The organism is Staphylococcus simulans (assembly GCF_002902285.1).
GTDB lineage: Bacteria > Bacillota > Bacilli > Staphylococcales > Staphylococcaceae > Staphylococcus > Staphylococcus simulans.
This window is the reverse complement of the sequence record NZ_PPRU01000045.1, coordinates 101,356-124,060: the sequence shown is the minus strand read 5'-3', so window position 1 is coordinate 124,060 and position 22,705 is coordinate 101,356. Positions and strand designations below refer to the sequence as shown.

24 protein-coding genes and 2 tRNA genes are annotated in these 22,705 nt (G+C 36.4%); 6 read left to right on the top strand and 20 right to left on the bottom strand.

What is annotated here, in order from left to right; translation table 11 throughout:
• Nucleotides 1-28: 28 nt before the first annotated feature.
• Complete coding sequence (locus CD112_RS10860; protein WP_103364308.1) at nt 29-1,192, top strand: aminotransferase class I/II-fold pyridoxal phosphate-dependent enzyme; 1,164 nt, start codon at nt 29-31, stop codon at nt 1,190-1,192.
• A gap of 163 nt (nt 1,193-1,355) precedes the next feature.
• Here the strand turns inward: CD112_RS10860 and CD112_RS10855 are convergent, their stop codons facing one another.
• From CD112_RS10855 to CD112_RS10835, 5 genes are all read right to left on the bottom strand, one after another.
• On the bottom strand, nt 1,356-1,802 hold the full coding sequence (locus CD112_RS10855; protein ID WP_103364307.1) for a MarR family winged helix-turn-helix transcriptional regulator: 447 nt from the start codon (nt 1,800-1,802) through the stop codon (nt 1,356-1,358).
• Between the two features lie 328 nt (nt 1,803-2,130).
• Nucleotides 2,131-2,949: a 1,4-dihydroxy-2-naphthoyl-CoA synthase gene (menB, locus tag CD112_RS10850; RefSeq protein ID WP_002480458.1), complete on the bottom strand. Its 819-nt coding sequence runs from the start codon at nt 2,947-2,949 to the stop codon at nt 2,131-2,133.
• The gene (gene menH / locus CD112_RS10845) at nt 2,942-3,754 is read right to left on the bottom strand and encodes a 2-succinyl-6-hydroxy-2,4-cyclohexadiene-1-carboxylate synthase (protein ID WP_103364306.1); all 813 of its coding nucleotides are present in this window, start codon (nt 3,752-3,754) and stop codon (nt 2,942-2,944) included. Before menH ends, menB begins: the two co-directional genes overlap by 8 nt.
• Nucleotides 3,741-5,420 carry a 2-succinyl-5-enolpyruvyl-6-hydroxy-3-cyclohexene-1-carboxylic-acid synthase gene (gene menD, locus CD112_RS10840; RefSeq protein ID WP_103364305.1) on the bottom strand — a complete coding sequence of 560 codons (1,680 nt, stop codon included), beginning with the start codon at nt 5,418-5,420 and terminating at the stop codon, nt 3,741-3,743. Before menD ends, menH begins: the two co-directional genes overlap by 14 nt.
• Nucleotides 5,413-6,765 carry an isochorismate synthase gene (locus CD112_RS10835; protein WP_103364304.1) on the bottom strand — a complete coding sequence of 451 codons (1,353 nt, stop codon included), beginning with the start codon at nt 6,763-6,765 and terminating at the stop codon, nt 5,413-5,415. The genes menD and CD112_RS10835 overlap by 8 nt, the downstream gene beginning before the upstream one ends.
• 240 nt (nt 6,766-7,005) lie before the next feature.
• On the opposite strand from CD112_RS10835, the gene CD112_RS10830 reads away from it, so the two are divergent.
• On the top strand, nt 7,006-7,944 hold the full coding sequence (locus CD112_RS10830; RefSeq protein ID WP_002480454.1) for a 1,4-dihydroxy-2-naphthoate polyprenyltransferase: 939 nt from the start codon (nt 7,006-7,008) through the stop codon (nt 7,942-7,944).
• Nucleotides 7,945-7,986: 42 nt separating this feature from the next.
• On the opposite strand, the gene CD112_RS10825 is transcribed toward CD112_RS10830, so the two are convergent.
• On the bottom strand, nt 7,987-8,550 hold the full coding sequence (locus CD112_RS10825) for a GNAT family N-acetyltransferase (RefSeq protein WP_103364303.1): 564 nt from the start codon (nt 8,548-8,550) through the stop codon (nt 7,987-7,989).
• A 162-nt stretch (nt 8,551-8,712) separates the two neighbouring features.
• Here CD112_RS10825 and CD112_RS10820 point away from each other — a divergent pair, with 162 nt between their 5' ends.
• Nucleotides 8,713-8,919, top strand: a complete 207-nt coding sequence (locus CD112_RS10820; RefSeq protein ID WP_002480452.1) for a TM2 domain-containing protein — start codon at nt 8,713-8,715, stop codon at nt 8,917-8,919.
• A gap of 20 nt (nt 8,920-8,939) precedes the next feature.
• Nucleotides 8,940-9,146 (top strand): hypothetical protein, encoded by a 207-nt coding sequence (locus CD112_RS10815; RefSeq protein ID WP_002480451.1) that lies wholly within the window; start codon nt 8,940-8,942, stop codon nt 9,144-9,146.
• Between the two features lie 70 nt (nt 9,147-9,216).
• Here CD112_RS10815 and CD112_RS10810 read toward each other — a convergent pair whose 3' ends face one another.
• Nucleotides 9,217-9,819: a CPBP family glutamic-type intramembrane protease gene (locus tag CD112_RS10810; RefSeq protein WP_002480450.1), complete on the bottom strand. Its 603-nt coding sequence runs from the start codon at nt 9,817-9,819 to the stop codon at nt 9,217-9,219.
• A gap of 6 nt (nt 9,820-9,825) precedes the next feature.
• Nucleotides 9,826-10,011 carry a YkvS family protein gene (locus CD112_RS10805; RefSeq protein ID WP_002480449.1) on the bottom strand — a complete coding sequence of 62 codons (186 nt, stop codon included), beginning with the start codon at nt 10,009-10,011 and terminating at the stop codon, nt 9,826-9,828.
• Nucleotides 10,012-10,214: 203 nt separating this feature from the next.
• Between CD112_RS10805 and lplA the strand changes: the two genes are divergently transcribed.
• Entirely contained in the window at nt 10,215-11,201 is a 987-nt protein-coding gene (gene lplA, locus CD112_RS10800) for a lipoate--protein ligase (protein ID WP_002480448.1), read from the top strand.
• A gap of 128 nt (nt 11,202-11,329) precedes the next feature.
• Here the strand turns inward: lplA and CD112_RS10795 are convergent.
• The 3 genes from CD112_RS10795 to CD112_RS10785 all read right to left on the bottom strand — a co-directional run bounded on the left by CD112_RS10795 (nt 11,330) and on the right by CD112_RS10785 (nt 12,219).
• Nucleotides 11,330-11,418, bottom strand: a tRNA-Ser gene (locus tag CD112_RS10795).
• A gap of 3 nt (nt 11,419-11,421) precedes the next feature.
• Nucleotides 11,422-11,496: transfer RNA gene (locus CD112_RS10790), tRNA-Asn, on the bottom strand.
• A 150-nt stretch (nt 11,497-11,646) separates the two neighbouring features.
• Complete coding sequence (locus CD112_RS10785) at nt 11,647-12,219, bottom strand: competence protein ComK (protein ID WP_002480447.1); 573 nt, start codon at nt 12,217-12,219, stop codon at nt 11,647-11,649.
• A gap of 210 nt (nt 12,220-12,429) precedes the next feature.
• Here CD112_RS10785 and CD112_RS10780 point away from each other — a divergent pair, with 210 nt between their 5' ends.
• Entirely contained in the window at nt 12,430-12,648 is a 219-nt protein-coding gene (locus tag CD112_RS10780) for an IDEAL domain-containing protein (protein WP_002480446.1), read from the top strand.
• A gap of 117 nt (nt 12,649-12,765) precedes the next feature.
• Here the strand turns inward: CD112_RS10780 and CD112_RS10775 are convergent, their stop codons facing one another.
• The 9 genes from CD112_RS10775 to CD112_RS10735 form a co-directional block, all read right to left on the bottom strand.
• Nucleotides 12,766-13,101, bottom strand: coding sequence for an antibiotic biosynthesis monooxygenase (locus CD112_RS10775; RefSeq protein ID WP_002480445.1), 336 nt, complete (start codon nt 13,099-13,101; stop codon nt 12,766-12,768).
• Nucleotides 13,102-13,116: 15 nt separating this feature from the next.
• Nucleotides 13,117-13,827, bottom strand: coding sequence for a class B sortase (gene srtB, locus CD112_RS10770; protein ID WP_060803872.1), 711 nt, complete (start codon nt 13,825-13,827; stop codon nt 13,117-13,119).
• A 2-nt stretch (nt 13,828-13,829) separates the two neighbouring features.
• Complete coding sequence (locus CD112_RS10765) at nt 13,830-14,600, bottom strand: ABC transporter ATP-binding protein (RefSeq protein WP_103364301.1); 771 nt, start codon at nt 14,598-14,600, stop codon at nt 13,830-13,832.
• Nucleotides 14,581-15,555, bottom strand: coding sequence for a FecCD family ABC transporter permease (locus CD112_RS10760; protein ID WP_103364300.1), 975 nt, complete (start codon nt 15,553-15,555; stop codon nt 14,581-14,583). The genes CD112_RS10765 and CD112_RS10760 overlap by 20 nt, the downstream gene beginning before the upstream one ends.
• An 8-nt stretch (nt 15,556-15,563) precedes the next feature.
• Nucleotides 15,564-16,445 carry a heme ABC transporter substrate-binding protein IsdE gene (gene isdE / locus CD112_RS10755; RefSeq protein WP_070625852.1) on the bottom strand — a complete coding sequence of 294 codons (882 nt, stop codon included), beginning with the start codon at nt 16,443-16,445 and terminating at the stop codon, nt 15,564-15,566.
• Complete coding sequence (locus CD112_RS10750; RefSeq protein WP_103364299.1) at nt 16,429-17,886, bottom strand: NEAT domain-containing protein; 1,458 nt, start codon at nt 17,884-17,886, stop codon at nt 16,429-16,431. Before CD112_RS10750 ends, isdE begins: the two co-directional genes overlap by 17 nt.
• Before the next feature lies 1 nt (nt 17,887).
• Entirely contained in the window at nt 17,888-18,553 is a 666-nt protein-coding gene (gene isdC, locus CD112_RS10745) for a heme uptake protein IsdC (protein WP_170121957.1), read from the bottom strand.
• A gap of 77 nt (nt 18,554-18,630) precedes the next feature.
• Nucleotides 18,631-21,072: an NEAT domain-containing protein gene (locus CD112_RS10740; protein WP_158257847.1), complete on the bottom strand. Its 2,442-nt coding sequence runs from the start codon at nt 21,070-21,072 to the stop codon at nt 18,631-18,633.
• Between the two features lie 167 nt (nt 21,073-21,239).
• The gene (locus CD112_RS10735; RefSeq protein ID WP_103364297.1) at nt 21,240-22,700 is read right to left on the bottom strand and encodes an ABC transporter ATP-binding protein; all 1,461 of its coding nucleotides are present in this window, start codon (nt 22,698-22,700) and stop codon (nt 21,240-21,242) included.
• Nucleotides 22,701-22,705: the final 5 nt, after the last annotated feature.

The window sequence follows — 22,705 nt, the reverse complement described above, 5'->3', positions numbered from 1 at the left end:
TGCAGTAATCAATTGAGGTGTTAACAGAGTGAAATTATCTTTAAATACAAATTCTAAATTTTTACGTGCGCCAAGCATCAGACAATTTTCAAGCCGAATTAAAAATATACCGGATTGTATCAACTTAACAATCGGTCAACCTGACTTCCCTATGCCTGATGTGGTTAAAGACGCGTACATTAAAGCGATTGAAAATGATGAAACGAGTTATTCTCATAATAAAGGCTTAATGGAAACAAGAACTGCCATCCGTCAATACTTCAACCTTCGTTATAATGTGGATTACACAGAGGAAGAAATTATTGTGACGAATGGTGCAAGTGAAGCTATTGATACAGCTTTACGGAGCATCTTAGAACCTGGAGATGAAATCATTATTCCTGGTCCTATTTATGCAGGCTATATTCCATTGATTGAAACATTAGGAGGTCATCCTGTTTATGTAGATACTACACAAACAGACTTTAAAATTACGCCTGAAGCAATTCGTTCACATGTAAACGATAAAACAAAAGCGATTCTTTTAAACTACCCTACCAATCCAACAGGAGTTATTTTAAATAGAACAGAAGCTGAAGCGATTGCTGAAGAGCTACAACAACACGAAATTTTTGTGTTAAGTGACGAAATTTATGCTGAAAATACCTTTAAAGGTAAACACACATCCCTTGCGGAATTTGAAGGTTTACGTGATCAATTATTATTAATCAGCGGTTTAAGTAAATCTCATTCAGCTACAGGTATCCGTATTGGCTTTTTACTAGGCCCTGAGTACTTAATAAAGAAATTGACATTCATGCATGCCTATAATACGATTTGTGCCAATGTACCCGCTCAAATCGCTTGTATCGCTGCGTTAACAGATGGCATCGATGCGCCAAAAGCGATGAATAAAGCATACAAGGAACGTTTAGCTTATTTAAAACAACGTTTACTTGATATGGACTTTAAAATTGATGCCGAACCTGAAGGTGCATTCTATATTTTCCCGAGCCTTGCACCATTCGGTATTGAAGATGACTTTAATTTCTGTGTCGATGCCTTAGAAAAAGGTCATATTGCGATGGTACCTGGTTCTGCTTTTACAGATGCAGGTAAAGGTCATATTCGTATTTCATATGCTTATGACTTAGATACCATCAAAGAAGGTATGGATCGTCTTGAAAATTATTTAAATCAGTATGTAAAATAAATCATCATTAAGAAAGTGAGATAGACTAGTTCGCTAGTTCTACCTCACTTTCTTTTTTATTCTTTTTAATGTGCGAGTTATCTTAATATTATCCCTAAAAAAATTATCCTCTCTTATGAGCATAACATTCCCTCTTTATTCTCAGTATTTCTTGTTGACTTGGCTAAACTTCTGGTTGACTTAGATTCTTTTGTGCGAAACCACGCATCATGTTATAGTAATCTTCTTTTTCATCAGAATCTAAATTCAATTGATTAATTACTTGTGTTGAAATGTTCTTGAATTGTGCTTTTAATTCTTTTCCCTCTTCAGTTACACTTAACATCACTTTTCGTTCATCTTCAGGTAGTCTTTTTCTAATGACCAAGTTCTTCTTTTCTAAGCGCTTTACAATCGGACTGATTGTCCCTGAATCTAAAAACAATTTATTGCAAAGTGTTTTCACAAACACTTCTTCATCATCTTCAATATAAGATAAGACCATATAATTTGGGAAGCTGATATTGTATTGTTTCAGAAACTTGTTAAAACGGTTGATCACTTCTTTTGTTGTGATATAAAAAAGAAAACATAAGTCGTGATCTAAATTCTTCTTTGTGCTATTACTCATATAATTTCACCTCTACCTTAAAATATATTCAACATCATAATGAATGTCAATGAAATAGTTTTATTTATTAAGTAAATTTGTACTTGCTTTATATAATTTGTTTAACTCACTCCGCAAAATAAAACACACAATAATACACATAAAATAAAGAGTTATGCCGACTTTAAAAATATATTAATCCTAACGTGCACTTTATAATTTTAATCGCTGGACGTGCATTTTTTATTTACCTAATAAGTAAAAAAACGACATAAAAAGCCTCCCGCTTCACACCCAAAGGTATGAACACGAGAGACTTAATAAGAACCTCATCTAAATGATTAATCTATTATGGGAATTTAGGGAATTGATCAAAGTCAGGTTGACGTTTTTCTTTAAATGCGTCACGACCTTCTTTCGCTTCATCAGTTGTGTAATAAAGTAAAGTTGCATCCCCAGCCATTTGTTGAAGACCTGCTAAACCGTCAGTATCAGCATTCATTGCTGCTTTTAAGAAACGTAAAGCAGTTGGTGAATGTTGCATGATTTCTTGACACCATTGTACTGTTTCATCTTCAATTTGGTCTAATGGTACAACTGTGTTGACTAAGCCCATATCTAAAGCTTGTTGTGCGTCGTATTGACGGCATAAGTACCAAATTTCACGCGCTTTCTTGTGACCTACGATACGAGCTAAATAACCTGAACCGTAACCTGCATCGAATGAACCGACTTTAGGTCCAGTTTGACCGAATCTTGCATTGTCTGCAGCGATTGTTAAGTCACATACGACTTGTAATACGTTGCCGCCGCCGATTGCATATCCACGAACCATTGCGATGACTGGTTTAGGAATAACACGGATTAAACGTTGTAAATCTAATACGTTTAAACGAGGAATTTGGTCGTCGCCAACATATCCGCCGTGACCGCGAACTTTTTGGTCGCCACCTGAACAGAATGCCATGTCGCCTTCACCTGTTAAGATGATTACAGAAATACGTTGATCATCGCGTGCACGTGAGAATGCGTCAATCATCTCTTGAACCGTTTTTGGTGTGAATGCATTACGCACTTCTGGACGGTTGATTGTAATTTTAGCAATACCATCGAAAAACTCATATTTTATCTCTTCATATTCTTTAATTGTTTCCCATTGTCTAGTCATTTTGCTCCTCCTTATTTAAAAAACCTAATATTAGTATATCAAATTGTGTTGGTTCTTCCACGTGAACCGTATGGCCAGCACCTTCCACAACATGAACTTCACTGTTTGGAAGTTGCTGATGCATCTTATGCGCAAGTTCCACAAACTTTTCGTCATACTCGCCGACAATCAGAGAGACCGGCAGCTGAAGTTGCGCAAGTTCTGGCCATAAATTCGGCATATGACCTGTGCCATAGTCACGCAGTGCTTTCGCCAAACCTTTTGGATCTTGTGCTAAGCGCATTGCACGATGTTTCTGGCGTTGTTCTTTTGTCATCATCTCTGCTTGGCTCGCAAACAATGGTAATTTCTCCCAATCATTCACAAACACTTCAATGCCCGCAATTTCTAATACTTTAGCTCTTGCTTCATCAACTTGCTGACGTTCTTTTTGCACTGTTTCATCTGCAATGCCTGGTGAAGCACTTTCTAAAACCAAACCTGCTAGGTCTAATTGACCATGTAAGGCATAATACAATGCTGCACGGCCACCCATAGAGTAGCCATGTAAATAGATATCATAAGCTTTAAATTGTACGAGTACATTATCTAACGCATCGCAAATAAAATCGAAATCCCATTGCTTAGTTCTGTCGCTGTTATCTTGACCATGTCCAGGCAGTTCTATCGTTACGACAGCTGCTGCTTCAGTCAGTTTGTCAATGTGTGAACTAAATGATGTCGCATCACTGATAAATCCATGCAACAAAACAAGCAAGTTATGATTTTCTGTTGTTTGACTGTCATAAAAATTATAATTCAACATTCGCAATATCACTCAATTTCTGATATAGGATTTGGTGTTGTTGACGATTGTCTTCACGGTCTGTACGAATTTCATAAATGTATGATTCTAATTGTGATAATGGCGTAAATTTAAAATCTTCCACAGAATCCATTAAGGCATAGTTGAAATCATACAACATGGCCGCATGTTTGAACTCAAGATGCGTCGGTGTACCGAATAAACGTTCAAAGTATTTCGCTGCTGATTCTTTTTGTGGCAGATAAGAGAATATACCGCCGCCATCATTATTCAACAACACAATATTTAAATGAATATCATTCAATTTAGCCATCAACAAACCGTTCATGTCATGATAGAAAGCTAAATCACCGATTAACAATGTCACTTTCTTATGCACTGCCATACCGATTGCAGTAGAAACGACACCATCGATACCATTAGCACCGCGGTTGGCATAGATTTCCGCCTCACTATTTACAAATAGATTATCCACATCTCTAATTGGCATAGAATTGCTGACAAATAAAGCATCTTCTTTAGTAAGTTTATCTAATAAGATACCGACATTCGCCGCTTCGTCTGTCGCATGATCGATATAATTTTTTACTTCGATTTTTGCACGACTATCCATATCTTGCCATTGGGATAACCAACGTTTACGATAAGCTGTCGGAATATCGCCAAGTGCACGGAAGAAGTCGTTTGGTGTCATTTCAAATGTAATATCTGCCGGTGTAGGGAAAGCATCTGGCTGCGCACTGTTTTGTACCGCAATTTGATAAGCATCTGTAGCTTTCAACCATTGATTTAATTTCTTAGATAATACTGGTTTACCGACACGAATCACAAAATCAATATCTTTCGGATCTAAACCTGCACGAAATAGTAAGTCATACGTTGAAATAATATTCGGGTGACCTGATTGACGCAGACCTGAAAGCGGACCTGCTAAAATAGGCAAGTCATGGACCGTCGCAAATGGTAACAACTCTCTCACATCTTGATGCTGCATATCGCCGACAATAACGAAACCACGTTTTTTCTTCAAGATTGGCTTAATAGCTTCAACCGTAGCTGTCTTTTGATATTTAGGTATGACTTTTTCGTTAGTCGTTAACCACTCTGTCATCTCGAAATCTGGTGTCAACGGTTCTCTAAACGGCAAGTTAAAATGTACAGGTCCACGTTTGGGGCCTTCAAAATATTGACTTGCAATCTGCATTTGGAAACGAATAACATCTTCAGTTGAACCTGTAGTGTCATCAGCTAATGGCATATCAAACTGATGACGTACAAAGTTTTGGAACATGTTGACCTGGTTCAACGTTTGCGGCGCACCAACGCCACGCAATTCGTGTGGGCGATCGCTTGTTAATACTACTAACGGCAAGTTGCTGATATCACTTTCAGCCACTGCTGACGTATAGTTGGTTGCTGCTGTTCCTGACGTACATAAAATAGCAACAGGTCGATTGCTGCCCTTAATCAATCCGAGCGCAAAGAATGAAGCACTGCGCTCATCTGGATGAATCCATGTCTTAATACCTGGGTATGCTTCAAACGCTAAAGCAAGCGGTGTTGAACGAGACCCTGGACTAATGACAACTTCTCTGATGCCGTATGCATAGATTTCTGAAGCTAACGTAAACACTTGTTTGGTTAATAAAGTTTGATGATTATCCATGATTTTCGACTCCTAAAGCATTCATCATCGGAGTAAATTTAAGTGTAGTTTCTTCTAATTCACTCTGTGGATCAGACTGCTTAATAATACCGCAACCTGCAAATAAAGTTGCTTGTTTCTTTTTAATCAGCATAGAACGGATTGCGACGATAAATTCACAATTATCTTCCATATCAATATACCCTACTGGCGCACCATACAGACCTCTTGTTCCGAACTCTTTTTGTTCGATAAAGTCCATGGCTTTTTCTTTAGGATAACCGCCTAACGCAGGTGTTGGATGCAGACGGTCTAGTAAGCCAATATAAGTATTATTTTCTAACGCCCCTGAAATCTCTGTGTATAAATGATACAAATGATCATTTTTTAGGATTTTAGGATGCTTATTATAATCTACATCTGTAACGTACGGCTCAATATCATCTAGAATACTTTGCACCACAAAATGATGCTCTTGCAAGTTTTTCTCATCTTTCAAGAAAGCATCTACGTGTTTTTGATCTTCAGTTTCATCAGATGTACGTTTAATTGTCCCTGCAACTGCTTTCGTCGATAACACTTGGTTTTCGACTTCCATCAGCTGTTCTGGCGTTTGTGAAAAGAACACAGACCCTTCCGATTGCATTACGAATATATAGCTGTTGGATTCGTTGTGCATCGCATTTTCTAACACATATGCGATATCAATCGGTCGATCAAAGCGGATCATACGTCTGCGTGCTAAAACGATTTTTTCTTCATCATTCATAGAATCTATAGCTTCTTGTACAAGTTCTAACCATTCTTCTTTATAGATATCTTCACTGCGAACTACATCCCCAATAGGCTGTGTTGGTTCTACTTTCGTTTCTGCAACTTGTTGTACAAGTTCATGTAGGTCTTCTATATTAAACTCTTCTCTTAATACTGTATAAGTGACGAATGTTTCTGAAGCTGTCATCGTAATTAATACTTTCGGCAACACGAAATGGTTTAAGCCGAATTGACGCCACTCGTCATCTGATTTATGACTTGAAAATTGGAAACCTCCGCACACTTTCAAGTGATGTTTGTTTGAATCTGGATGGATAAGTGCGATATCATTTTTATAATTTTCCCATTCACGGAAAATGGTTTGTTTATTTTCATAGTCATTTTTAAATTTTAAAAGCGCGTTATATCCGAAAAAGGCCGTTTCTCCTGTATTCTCCCTGAAGTAGAAGCGGTCATCTGCTTTATCTTCTGTCATTTGGTAAAGCATGATTGGGTTCGTCGGCTGGTCGATTTTAACCTCCACTGAAACCCATTTTTCACGGCTTTCATATATTGCGTCGAGAATTTGATCATCCTTGACACTTACAGTCATCTATCTCACTTCTTTCATCATTCTACTTAATCACATTATCTCATTGTATCATTTTTTATCTTTATCTGTACTTTGATTTGCACATTTATTATTTACTATTTTTACATGATTTGACCTTTCTCTTTCTATTGCTTAAAATAAATTTATTAATCAGAATGCAGATAATTTATAATAGAATCTTTGTGTCTTAAAATCCGCAATCTGAAATTTGGTATTTTTAAGTGTTAAGAAGGAGAAACCATGTCAAAACAATATCAGGAATTTTCAACTGTTCGAAAATATTGGCTGTTGATGCGTCCTCACACTTTGACTGCAGCTGTTGTACCTGTATTAGTCGGTACAGCGACAGCAAAGTTATTCTTATTAGGTAGTGAAGACCATCTTAAGTTCAGTTTATTTTTAGCGATGTTACTTGCTTGTCTTTTAATTCAAGCAGCCACAAATATGTTCAACGAGTATTATGATTTCAAGAAAGGTCTTGATGATCATACATCAGTGGGCATCGGCGGCGCGATTGTACGTAACGGCATGAGCCCGAAACTCGTGATGAACTTAGCCATCGCCTTTTATGTGATTGCTGCGCTAATCGGTTTATTTATCGCTTCACAATCTTCTTATTGGTTAATCCCAATCGGAATCTTGTGTATGGCAGTCGGTTATCTGTATACAGGCGGTCCCTTCCCAATTTCTTGGACACCTTTTGGAGAGTTGTTCTCCGGCGTCTTTATGGGACTGATTATTATTTTAATCGCGTTCTTTATTCAAACAGATAACTTACAAGGTTATGCTGTATGGATCAGTGTACCGATTATTATCACAATTGGCTTAATTAATATGGCCAATAACATCCGAGACCGTGTCAAAGACAAAGCAAGCGGACGCAAAACATTACCGATTTTATTAGGTAAAGCCAATTCTATCCGCTTCATGGCCCTCATGTACATCATCGCTTATGCATGGGTCATTTATACTGTTTTCTTTGTACCTGGCGGTTCAATCTTTTACTTACTCGTACTGTTATCATTCCCGTTCCCTATCAAAGCCATTCGTCGTTTCAAAAAGAACGATACACCTGCTGAAATGATGCCAGCTATGGCAGCAACAGGTAAAACAAACACAGTATTTGGTTTACTGTATGCATTAGGGATTTATATCAGTGCGTTATTAGGCGGTATTTGATGATGATAAAGAGATTGGAACTTTTCGTTCCAGTCTCTTTTTTTATCTTTCTTGAGGTTCAATGACCATGTGATAATAATCATGGCCATATAAATCAATCACACCTTCACTATGAAACCCTAAACGTTCGTAAAGTCTGAACGCACCTGTGTTTACTAAATCACAGCTCAAGCTCAGCTTATATGTTTTAGAGTGATGGATGACAGATTCCATTAACTGTGTCGCAATTCCTCTTCCTCTATATTTTGGGAAAACAGCCACAGTTTCGATATATAGCTCATCTGATTTTGCTTCTCTTAAAGGTAAAGGTGTTCCTATTGCTTTCGCTTCTTTTGGTAAATCTAACTTCAACCAATTTTCTTCTAAATCCATTTCATCTTTACCAAGATACGTAATAATAACGCCAGCGACTTCCCCTTCAACATCGTAAACTTGTACATTGTCGTAATAACAACGATAAGGTATTTTTGTAATACTTTGTTCCAGCCATTGAATGACATGAGATTTATCAAATCGTTTTACAATCGGCAACTCCATATCTTGCCAGATAATATATGTTAATTCTGCAATAGCACGTTTATCAGTTGTTTTAGCAGGTCTAATCATTGTTTTCTCCTTTATGTGTTTAGTTATTATCATTCACTATTTAGTTTAACAATCATTTATATTGTTTGTTCACTTATTATTTTAACATTTGTATTATTGGAAAGTTTGTATTTCATCATTCATAATAAAGGTATCACTTAAATGGAGAAAGGAGCAATCAGCATGAAAGTAAATAAAATTGTTTATATTGTACTTGCACTGTTCCTCGGCAACTTCGGAGTGCACAGATTCTACGCAGGTAAAAACGGCTCAGGCCTTTTACACTTAGCGTTCTTCTGGACAGGCATTCCACATGTGATCGCGATTATCAGCGCAATCAATACAATGCTATTCAGACCAGCAGACAAACATGGTAATATCACATTTTAGTTAAATGGAGTTGAAACTATATGAATAAAGCAACGATTCTAACGTATTTAAATGAAAATCCTGCTAAATATCTTGTCCTTTATATGGACAACGGCAATGAAATTTCAGTAGAAGCCGTTGAAGAGAATTCAAATGCAGGCGCATTACACGTTACAGAACCATCAGAATATGTAGTAGATATTTCCAAGATTTCTTATTTCGAACTTTTAGAGCGTTCAACGTATTAATTAAGATATAGCAAAAAGAACCTGTCCAAGCTTGAGATAAGCTGACAGGTTCTTTTTTTGTCCTTTTGAATTAAGGATGAAAAATCAGTAATAACACCACTGCCACAATTTGTGCAACAGAAGTTGTAATAATTCGACGCGTATAATAATAGCTGATTGATAGAATAGCTTGTACGATGAAAATAAAAATGCATAACCAGATTTGATCGAAGTAGAAAAAGAGTGAACTTGAAGCGAGTGCAGTAATCACAATCGCTGCCCAAGCCGGTAACTTAAGATTCAACAATTGTTTTTGCAGTACCGTACGCATATAAAGTTCATGACAAGGAATCACAAAGAGTAATGTCACTAAAATCTGCCATTTAAAGTAAACGCCAGAACGTGATAAATCTTTAATCAATGATGTATACGTTAAATCTTGTGACATCAAAGACATAATCAACTGTACAATGATTAATGCGATTGCGGTTAAAATACCGATACCGATAGACGTCAACAATCGTTTAGATTCTAAATCACGTTGATAAAAGACATAACTGATACCCGCAAACAACATAATGCCTGTATACAGATACCAATATTCTTGTCGTTCTCCCCACATGATAAATAAGATGATGTGGAACACTACAAAGCTTATCACAAACCATAGTAATGCTTTTGTATTAGTTTTCATTATATTTTAACCTTCTTGATCAACTATCTTATAGCGTTTATGATTAATTACCGTTTTTTCAGGTAAATCTAATGATTCAAAATTTTTCATAATAGTTAAGTCAACAATAACAGAGTTATCATTAATTTTTTCGACACGGCCTCTTAAACCGTCATAAAATTCTACAATATCTCCTACTTCTGCAATAGTCATTACAGATCCTCCTTGAATTATACTATTCTATATTGTACTAAAATTCTCTCTTCAAATAAACAAATATCCTGTAAACACGTTATAATTGTAATTGAAGTCCGACTGGTGCCTTTTTTCTGGCAAAGTGTATAGTTGGCATTTTATCCTAAATTAGGGCATAAATAAAGTATCAAGCAAAGTAAGTACAGAAGGAGAGAGAATGTATGAAGTTTGTTAGTAACAAAGGTATTACAGACCCCACATTAAATTTAGCGATGGAAGAGTATGTGTTAAAACACCTTCCTAACGATAGCGATTACTTTTTATTCTATATTAACCGCCCTTCTATCATTATTGGTAAAAACCAAAATACGATTGAAGAAGTTGATCAACACTATGTAGATGAACACAATATCGATGTTGTGCGTCGAATTTCAGGCGGCGGTGCCGTTTATCACGATTTCGGAAACTTAAACTTCAGCTTTATCACTGATGACGACGGCAACAGTTTCCATAACTTTAAGAAGTTCACAGAACCGATTGTTCAAGCTTTACAAGCAATGGGCGTAGATGCTGAAATGACTGGACGTAACGATATCCAAATCGGTGCAGCTAAAATTTCAGGAAATGCGATGGTTAAAGTGAAAGAGCGTATGTTCAGCCATGGTACTTTAATGTTAGATAGTGACTTAAACGAAGTTGCGAACGCTTTACGTGTAAACCCTGCGAAGATTCAATCTAAAGGGATTAAATCAGTACGTAAACGTGTCGCAAACATCTCTGAATTCTTAGAAGAGCCGATTGACATTGAAACTTTCAAAGAAATTATCCTAAAACATATCTTTGGTGAACATGAAGTTGAAGAATATGTATTAACTGAAGATGATTGGAAGAACATTGAAGCATTAAGTAATGAAAAATATCGTTCATGGAATTGGAACTATGGTAAAAACCCTAAATATAACTTTGAACGTGAAGAGAAATTCGAAAAAGGTTTCGTTCAAATTAAATTGGATGTTAAGCGCGGACGTATTGAACATGCGAAAATTTTCGGTGACTTCTTCGGTGTCGGCGATGTGTCAGATTTAGAACATGCATTAGTCGGCAGCTTGCATAATTTCGAGAGTATTGAAGCGGCTTTATCTGAATTCGATACGTATCATTATTTCGGAGATATTCCAAGAGAAGAATTAATTCGATTAATGTCATAATTAAATAAGCTTTACATGATTAAGGTGAGAACTCAGTTTCTCACCTTTTCTCATTCAACTTTGACAAAAAAGAAAAATCCCATTAAGTCAACGTCTTAGACATTGATTTAATGGGATTCTTACAGTAACGGAAACGGAGGGATTCGAACCCTCGCGCCGCTCTCGCGACCTACACCCTTAGCAGGGGCGCCTCTTCGGCCAACTTGAGTACGTTTCCATATGGCTCCACAGGTAGGACTCGAACCTACGACCGATCGGTTAACAGCCGATAGCTCTACCACTGAGCTACTGTGGAATAATGTAATTTCTTCAAGCACAAATACTATTATAACAATCCCTTAAAATAATTCAAGAGAAAATAACGAAAAAGTTGCGGAACATTTACACTCATTCCCTATAAACATCCCGCAGTTTGAGATAATATCATAAAATGTTTAAAATTACGCTAGCTGCGTGGTGTGTTATTAATCACTAAATAAGTACAAAGTGTTTCATACACGTCTAAAGCAGGTTTAGAGTAGTCAATAGGACGCTCTGTATTCCATTTAATTTTCTTAACACGCTTTCTAATGATGTGTTCATAATAAGCTGCATTTTTATATTGATGCCAGATAGTACGGACTGTTGCGGTTGTGATTAAAGATTGTCCGTCAGAAAAAGTGATTTTAGTGGTATTGTTCTTCAACGCTTTGATATCTTGTACAAATTCAATGTTTATCCAAATATTGTCTTCAGAGCGTTCAGAATGGGTAGAGAATAGAAAGATTGAAATAACTGGTGAAAGTAAAATGGGTGGTTTACTGTTGATGTTGGTAATCCGAGCGGTATCAGTTCGAAGTGATTGAAAGGTTGAACCATAAAAGCGACAAGAGTTGTCTAAAGTTTTTTGCGGGGAGCTTTCTACAATCCTCGGATCTTTATTGTAGGTAAGCAATTTTGTATGGAGTGCTCCATACTCTTGAGCAATGACTGGGATAATGGCCATATCATCGCTTTTGAAGATGCTATGTTCGTCCATAAGCACGTCCTCCTATTTAATTAATTAGGATTAGAATTCGTTAGACATCTAACCATATAATTATTGTATACTAGCACCTAGAAAAGTCAATAGAAACTTTTGAGTTAATATTACACTTTTAATTTTTAAAAAGTCAGAATATTCATTGATTTTAGATTAAATGCAATGTATACTCGTAAATAACTTAAAAAAAGAAAGGCAGTGATTAAAATGAATCACAATATCAATGTAAAAAATGGAACACTGAAGGCGTTCGTAGCGAATGTAAACGACCTGGGGGTAGAACTCGTAATTGATCAAGCTCTACGTAATGTACGTAAAGAAAAACTTACAGAACTGATTGACCAAGCTTTAATCGAAAAAGATGAAGCAGCATTCAATCGTTACATTGAAGAATATAATCAATTGGAGGATGTTTTAATTGGCTAACTCGTCGTGGGATTCCTGTTCCTGTTCATACTAAAAAGGTCTATTCATTTCAAATACCGAATGAATAGACCTTTTTTGTTTGCTTATTTTTAATCATAATGAGAAATAAACTTCGTTCTATTTCCCCTCTTGATCATTTAAATAGTAATAGCCAATTGTATAAGTCAGTACTTCATTATCTTGGATTGGACTCGCTTGATCTTGAGATTGATGACGTACATTTTTATGGGCATCTTTGAAGACATCTGAGCTCAACCAATTTTTGAAACATGCTTCTGCATCCCAAATTGTTAAAATTTTCACTTCATCATATTCTTTTAAATTATTTGTCGTTGTGACAAACATTTCTTTAAAACCTTCAATTGTTTCAATACCTTGTCGTTTGTAAAAACGTTCTACAATTCCTTCTGCTGAACCTTTATCTAATTTCAATTTGTTTTCTGCCATAAACATAGCGCATACACTCCTTTATCTGTTTTCAATTAATTTTCCAACCACAACAACACGTTTATCAGAACGCGAAAAAGCATCTTCACACGTAGATAACGTCATTATCTTGTCTTGTGGATGAACTGAAATATCTGTTTTGATTTTCGATTTATTTTTCGTTTCTTTTAAAAACTGTTCGTATTCATGTACATTGTTGAAATTTGTCTGTATATAGTTATCATGGGTATCCGTCGAATATGCGCTGAATACTTTTAACGCATACTGATGATACTTTGTATCAAACTCTATCGTTTGATGTGCATCATAAAATGTTTGATTCAAATATTGATGTAAATCATCAAACATAGTTTTATCGCCAACACTATGACCATAAAGCACTGTATTTTGAGATAAATCTTGTAAGTTATTACGATAATCTACAAAGATACTGCCCTTTTTCGTTTTTTGTTTCTTAAAGTTATGTTCTAAGTAATCTTCATTATCTCGGGATTGTAAAACGGGATAATTCAAACTCGTACCTTCTAAACGAATCCACCCATGAATGTCAGAATTGACCTCTGCTAATGCTTCAAATTGTGGGCGGACCCCTTTCTTTTTATAGTCCGTTTGTAAGACCTCGTATTGTTTTTCTTCCGCTTCATTATCTAAACGATGTTGGAAGATAAGATAGATAGCCGCAATAATAACCAGCACTAATCCAAATTGAATGACACGTATTAGTTTATTCATCATTAACACCCGCCGTGACATTTACCAATTAATATGCCGCAATCTTTATCATGAATAATCTTTGCGTCGATTTGGTAAATTGTTTTTAATAATTCTGGTGTCACGATAGCTTGCGGCTTGCCTTGTGCTGCAATTTCACCATTTGCGACACAAATCAGTTCATCACTATAAGTTAAAGCCTGATTTATGTCATGAAGCACCATGATGATAGTTAAACGATGCATGTCGTTTAACTGTCGAATCATCTTAAGGACTTGATATTGATAATGTAAATCTAAAAATGTGGTAGGTTCATCTAATAATAAATATTGTGGTTCTTGGACTAAGGCCATTGCGATAAAAACACGTTGTTTTTCGCCACCTGACAAAGCGCCAATCGGACGATCTGCATACTTAGTTAAATTGAATTGTTCAAGTACACGTTCAATGACCGCTTCTCCTCTTACATCCTTCTTCAACCAACGATGATGACTATATCGTCCATAGCGCAGTAATGTTTTAACGGTGAAATCTTCAGGTGCTGTATTGTTTTGATGGACTGCTGATAACATTTGCGCAAGTTGTTTCTTACCTAATGTATTCAAATCATTGCCTTCTATGTACACACAACCAGCCTGAGGTTGAAGATAACCTGCAAGCATTTGAAGTAAGGTACTCTTACCTGATCCATTCGGTCCGATAATAGAAGTTACCGCATGACGTTTAATTGTCAGATTCAAGTCATTAAAGAGTTGTCTTTGACCATATTTAAACTCAACGTTGTTGATATTCATTTCGGTACGCTCCTTTACAAATTAAATAGATAAGATAAGGTCCGCCGATAATGACCGTAATAATATGCGCTGGCACTTCAAATTGACGGGACATCAACCTGCCAAGTGTATCCGCTAATAGCACGGCTATCGCACCGAATAACACACAACAAATCACAACTTTCTTATAGTCACTGCCGACTAATCGACGTGCAATATGCGGTACAATCAAACCAACAAAGGCCATAGCACCAGCTACAGCTACTGCACTGCTCGCTAAAAAGACCGCAATTAACCCTATCCACATACGGTAACGTTGAATAGGAAAGCCTAAGTTGTGTGCTTGTCGATCATCAAAACCCAACATATTCGCTTGAAAGATAACAGTTATAGCTAAGATAAGTCCTATGCATGTAGTCACTGAAATTTGTGCTGCGTCTTTCCATACTTTTAAAGATAAACCAGCAGATAATCGCACAGCTGGGTTAGCGGTTAAATATTCCAACATACCATTCAACATCGCATACATCGACACACCGACAAGCAGCATGCGCATCGGATTCAGCTGATAACGATGTTGTAAATAAAACAATAAAGTAAATGGCAATAATCCGCCTATAAAGCTGATAATTGGCATATAAAAGAATAAAGTCGGCATCAAAGTCATCACAAGTGCTTTAGCCACCAAGGCACCTGAACTGACACCGATAATACTGGCGTCTGCAAGCGGGTTTTTCAGCACTGCTTGTAAATAAGCACCTGCTACGGATAACGCAGCACCTGCACAAATCGCGACAATGATACGTGGTAAACGTAAATCTATAATCGCATCGATTTGATTATCATGACCTATTGCGATTTTATTCCAAAGCTGAGCTGAACTTATGCCTAATTTACCGTTAAGCAACGCAAACAAGACCACTACAACAAAGAGAAATAAGGTACACATAAAGACGACACTGAATTTATATTTCATATTGCACCTCATTTCTTGTTGTAGAAGATATCATATAAATCTTGCATGGCTTGGTCTGCATCGATATTAGCTGTAATGCCGAAAGGTTGTTCTTCTAAATCATAGACACGACCTGTCTTGACTGCTTTAAAATGTTTCCAAATATCATTTTCTTTGAATTCTTTATCAAACATCTTTTTAACTTCTTCAGGCATTCCATGTGGCAGACGCAGAATAATATCTGGATCAACGTCATACAGATACTCTGTATTAGAAGCTAGATATTGTTTCGAATCTTCTTTAATCACATTTTCACCGCCCGCAATTTCAACTAAATTGCCGATATAAGAGCGATTCGTAGCAACTAAATAACTGCCTGGCACACCCATTAAAATGAGTACTTTAGGGTGCTTTTGTTGTGCAGCTTTTTGTCTGATTTGTTCTTCTGCATGAGTTAATTTTTGATTTAGCTTTGATGCTTCTGTTTCACGATTAAATTCTTTACCCATCTGTGAAATAGAAGTCTTCATGCCTTTTAGACTGTCATAGTCATAAAAGATAGCTTTAGCTTTAATCATTTTGAACTTAGGTTTTGTCTCATCTTCAATAGTAGAAACGCCTAAAATATGTGTCGGGTGAACAGCTTGTACCTTCTCCATATCTGGTGTCATCGGTTGTCCGACTTTCGGTACATTGTCATATCTTTTAGGCAGTGTTTTATATGAGTCGGGTTTACCTGCAATGTCTAAATTCAAAGCATCTAACGTTTGTGTCAAAGCTACTGTTGTCGGTACAATGCGGTATTTTTCAGAAGATGTTTGGTTATTTTTATCTTCTTGTGCTTGGCAACCAGTCAGTAGAACAATTAAACCTAAAAGTACCACACACCATCGTTTAATGTTTTTTCTCATGACCTTTACCTTCACCCTTTCTAACGTAAAGTGTAGAGACTACTAACAAAGCACTCGCCAAAATAATCACCGCACCTAAATAAATTTGATTCATTCTCTTTAAATACTTTCCAACATCTGAATGTGTCTTTGTAAATTTAATAGGTTCACCATCATCCGCATGCCGATTGAATTTAGGAAATATTTCAGGCAATGGCGGTTCTTCCATTGTTTTTGCAGTTTGTGTTGTTTTAACAGCACTTGGTTGTGAAGGTCTTGATGACGTAATAAATGGTGTGTCATTCATCGATTGTGCCTGATTAAATGCTGAATTGGTTGGTGTTTGTTTATGATTATGTGTCTCAGATGCATGTTCTGACGGAGTTTCTACTACAGTATTTTCTTTAGTTTCAACCGTTTCTGTCGTTTCATTTGTTGATATTTCTGTATCCTCATCTTGTTTGATAGATGTGCCACCTTTTTCTTCTTGTTGGCTTGGTGTGTCTGTCTCTTGAGCTGTTTCATTAAACACCATTTCAGTTGTATAGTGATGATCATAATTTAAATGCGGAACAATAATATGTACTTTTGAGGTCAATATTTTCTGATCTTTTGGCATGTTAAATTCAATGACACGTTGATCTTGTTGTGAATCTTCACTTACCACTTTTACTGGAATACGCGTTTCACCATTAAAGATTTCGAAAGACTTCCACCACGCAGCATTTTTTAATGTCATTTGAACAGTAGCTTGCTGATTGTGATAGGTCACTTTAGCTGGATGTACCATATATTGATCCATCACTGATCGTTCATTTGTTTGATGTTTTAATACTTTGAAATTCAAATTCTGTATTTCTGATACGTGGGTATTGGATTTCTTAGGAAATACTTTTTTGGGTGCGTGTTTTTCTGTTGGTTGTGTATTTGGTTTTGGTTGAACGTCAGTTTTTGGCTTCGATTCAGGACTTGGCTTTGGTGTCGGTTGTACTTTAGGTGTCACATCTTTTGGCAATTGTGCTTCTAAATTAATTTTGGTTGTATAGTGATGATCGTAATGAATAGCAGGGACGATAATATGTACTTTTGAAGTAAATGTTTGCGTCTCTGATGTGACTTCAACTTCTACAATACGTGCTTCTTTTGTTTCACTGACTGTACGTACATCACATTGTTTATCACCTTCATATAATTCAAAAGCTTTCCACCACTCTGGATGCAGCAATTTAAACTGTAAATAAACTTTGTTGTTTTTAGTTTTGACAGTTGCTGGATGTGCCATATAATCATTCATAACTGACACATCCTGACTGTTTTCTTTATAGACTTTAAAAGGTATCTCTTTAATTGTTTGTTGTGATAATGTTTGATGATTGACTTCAGCTTTTGAGTTGTCAACGGTAAATGAACAAAGTAAGCTGCCACATAGTACAGCAACTAAACATTTGTGAGGTACATTCATTTTAATGTTGTCCTTTTTTACGTTTATAGACGACAAAAGATAGAAGTAATACAGCTGAAGCACCCATTAAAGTGATATAAAGCCATTTAGATTCACCGGCAGCTGTTTGTGGATTTGTCGGTGTCACATCTGATAATGTTGCTTTTCCTGTTGCTTCGGCATTTTCTCCTTTTGAAGTGTCACCTTTTGAATCATCCGCATGGGATGCAGCTGCGGCACTGTCACCTTGCTTATCACCTTTTAATAAATATGTGATGTTGTAGTTATGGTCATATTTAAAAGGTTTACCGTTTACTTCTTCATCGATATACACTTTAATTGTGCCTGGAATTTCGCCTGATGTTTTATCGATTAAAAATTCTGAAGTACGTTCATCTTTTGCTTTATCTTCATGCACAATATTTTCTTTTTGACCGTTAAATGTAAAGTTAACAATCCAATGGCTGTGGTTGACTGTGAATTGTACATATTGTTTACCGTTTTTATCAATTAACTTAGCGGGTTTATTGAAATAATCATTTGCCATGGATACGTCTTGTGTTTTATGTTTTAAAATATCGTAATTCAGATCTTTTTCAGCAGCTGAAGCTACAATGGAAAAAATGGCCCAAGTTAACACAATTAATACCGCACTCATTGCGATAACTTTCTTGATTGTTGTTGTCATATGAATCATCCTTCTTTCTATATGATGAGAGGTTGTGAGAGACCCACAACCTCATTTTCTTGATTCTCAGGAATACATTACAGACTATTTTTCTTTGATTTCACGTGTCTATTCCAAAACAGTGCGATACCGCCTAAAAATACAGATAAAATACCGAATGTTGTCGCTGATTCTTCTGTACCAGTTTTCGGCAATGCTTTTGCCTTAGCAGGTGTTGATTTGTTTCCTTTAACTGATTTTACAGTTTCAGATTTCATTGCTTTAGCTTTAACTGAACCAAGCGGCTGTACAGATTTAGATGCTATAGCTTTCATAGATGGTTGAGTTGCTGCCGCATCTTGTACTTCTGTCACAACTTCAGATACTTTTGGTTCTGTTTTTTGAACTGACATCGGTTCTACTTTTATTTCTGGTTTTACATTAGACTCATCCGATGCTTTTTCAGTCGATTCATCGACTTGCTTAGTATCTTTTTCAGGTGTGATAACTTTTGGTTGTACTTTTTCTTTTTCAGCTGTTTTATCTACAACTTTATCAGTTGCTTGATCTTCAGCTTTTTCTTGTGGCTTAGGCATAGGTTTAACTTGAGGTTTTGACTCAGGCGCTATCAAATCGGCAACTGCTTCGTCAAACGCAATTTGTGTCGTATATTTATTGTTGTAATTGATGCCTGGGACTACAATATGCACCTTACTTGTTAACATCTTTGTACCTGGTTTCACTTCAAAGTTAATAACTTTTTGATCAGCTGTTTTTGAAACCTCATGTTGTTTGAGCTGTTGTGCACCATCAAAGAGTTCAAATGATTGCCACCAATCTGGATTTTTAATTGTAAACTGTACAAATGTTTTACCATTTTCCTTAACCACTTTTGCTGGGTGGTCCATATAATCATCCATGACTGATTTTTGATCTTCACCGTCTTTTTTAACCATAAAGCCGATTTCTTTTGTAACAGGCACAGCACTTAGAGTTTCTACTTTAGGTGTAGTGTGGTCAGATTGTTGTTCAACTTGTGGTTTTGGAGCTGGCTTTTCTACTTGTGGCTTAGGCGTCACTTTCGGTGCTGCTGCATCTGATTGTTGTTGGTTTGATTGTGCAGTCGGCGGTTTATTTTGGTCAAGGTCTTTAATTCTTACATGGTAAGCACCTTCGTAGTTGATTTTAGGTAAGCTAACCTTCACAATCGCATCATAGTGATCAATACCAACTTGATATGGGAAGACGACTGTTCTTTCATTCTTCTTCGTATCACGTGCGATCGTTTTCACACGCTCGTAACCTTCTTTAGTATCCACCATAAAGTCATCCCACATGCTTTCTGACTTAATTGTCATCGCCACATAGTGTTTACCGTTTTGTTGGAAGACTTGCATAGGTTTGACTACTTCAAAGTCCATATGTGAGGGCTCATTTTTCTTACTATGCAACACTTCAAAGTTATGTTGTTCTGGGTTCGTAATTGTGAAATCTGACAATGGCGCATTTTTAAATTCTTTTTTCGCTGCTTCTAACTGTTCTTTTAATTGTTCTTCATAGTCAGCAAGCATTTCTTTATCATTTTCTGAAGGCACTTTATCTTTCGCCATCAATTTTTTAAGTTGATAAATTTTATCTTCTAGCGTAATCGCATTGTCAAATGCTTCTGTTTCTTTCTTTTTCTTATACTCATCTTGTGTTAATGGCTTAGAATCACTTGCGTTGATAGGTTGGTTGAATTTAAGTTCAACATCTTCAAACTCTTGACTATTAACCAATCTTGATGATGATTTCGTTGATGACTTCACAATGACACTTTGCGTATTGTTTGGAACTGCGAATTGTAATTTAGCTGTTTCTGCTTTCTTATCGTAGGCAGTGACTTGTGTATTTAATTTATGGTTCTCTTGATAAACATCGAATCTATCCCAAATAGTTGGAATGTCCAATGTTAATTCAACAGTTGATGCTTTATCACCTTTCATAAAATAAGCAGGTTGCTTAATATTCGATGCATGGAAGAATGCTTCTTCATCAGTATTGGGTTTAACAACTTTAAACTCTACTGGGTAACGCTCTTCGTTTGCGTGAGGATCTTGTAAAGATGGTTGTTTAATTGCTTCTTGTACTGAGACTTGATTTGTTGGTGCTGCTGTTGCTTTTTCTGTTTGTGGTGCTTCTTGTTTTGGTGCTGGTGTTGTTTCAACTTTCTCAGGTGTCGGTTTTGAGTCTGTTTGAGATTGTGCTGTAAATGCTGCTTGTGGTTTAACTGCTTCTTTCTCTTTTGACTCAACTGTTTTTGACGCTGAAACAGGTGTCGCGTTTGGTGTCGTCGAAGTGCCGCTATCCGTTACAGTAGTCGGTGCTGCTGCGTTTGATACGGGCGCTTCTTGTTCAGCTGCTTGTGCTTGTCCTCCTCCTAAGAAGATCACTGCACCTACAGCTATCGAAGCTGCTCCGACAGTAAATTTACGAATTGAATATTGGTACGCTTTCTGGTTGGCATGGTTCATAACTGTTCTCTCTTTGTTGTTTCTCACGTTGATAACGCTCCTAATCATTAATTTTTACACCAATAATGATAATCATTCTCATTAACAATGTATAAAGGGAGTATAGCACACCCTTAAATCAATGTCATTACTATTATTTATGTTTTTTAAAATAGTTAAAATAACACTATTATATTTACGTTATTATTAAATATTTATAATTCGAAGAAGTTTTGAAGCGCTTTGACATTACGCATATCAAGCGGATAGTGGTGTTTGACCTCCCCTTCATGAAATTCCGCAACATAATCTGTGCTGTTTATAATCAATTCATAGTCATGTGTAATGACCAGAATTGTATACCCTTGGCCTTTTAATTGTCGTAATTCTGTCGCAAATTCAGACATACGTTTGCCATCTAAACCACTGGTTGGTTCATCAAATACTAAAATAGGTCTGCCGCTTTCTTTAGCACTCGCAATCGCCAGTCGCTGCATTTCTCCGTTTGAAAGTGATAAGGGATGTTTATCACGATGTTGTTTTAAATCAATTATATCTAACGCATGTACTAAATCAGCATCTGGCATATTACGATGACTGAATCTGATTTCTTCTTCTACAGTTTCACCGAAAAGTTGAGACTCTACATTTTGAAAGACTTGATATACATCGTGCTTCCACTGTTTTTGACGTATTTTATGTGTGTCGTTCATAATCACTGCGTCTTTATTTAACTTAACTGCACCCATTAATGCTTTCGCGAATGTAGATTTCCCTGCCCCATTGTGGCCGACTATCGCTGTTATCGCACCTTTATGTAAATCAAATCGCTCAATATTTAAATCTAATGTTTCTTTTTTCTGATAGCGATATTGCCAGTTTTGTATAGGTATCACATCGTGTGATGAAGGTTCTGATCGTTTTGGTCGTAGTCGTGTTAAATCTGTCGCTCGTAAACCATGTGCTTTTAATTGTTTTAGTTCTAATTGACGAAAATCATCTTGATTCCACGCTTTAGTAATCTGACCTGATTCAATTAAGATAAAACGATCTGCCAAATCTAATAAATAATGCAGACGATGTTCCGCAATAACAATCGTCTTCCCTTGTTGCTTCCAAGATTGAATCATACGTGCTAATTTTTGAACGGCTTTGAAATCTAAATTTGAAGAAGGTTCATCCATGACAATAAGCGCTTGTCCTGCGATTTCAATACTGATACAGGCAATCATTTGTTGTTGACCACCCGACAATTCAAAGACATTACTTTCTAGTAAATCATTAATTTGATATTGATCTACTGCTCTAATAATTCGTGATTGAATTTCTTCTGGGTCTGTATAGTAATTTTCTAATTCAAAGGCAAGTTCATTTAATACATGTGTACAGAAGAATTGTGATCTAGGATTTTGAAAGATACTACCGATTTGGCGACTTAAATCTTTGAAAGCATAGTCCTTCATGTTTTGTCCTGCGATGACAATATCTCCTGTGATTTCACCTGAGAAAAACTGAGGAATTAGCCCGTTGATTAATCTTAGTACTGTTGATTTTCCGCATCCTGATAATCCGGTTAAACAGATCACTTCGCCAGGACGAATAGTTAAATTAAAATCTTCTAATGCATTTTTATCTGAAGCACTGTAACTGAAAGTTACATTGTTAAATTGAATCATTTGAG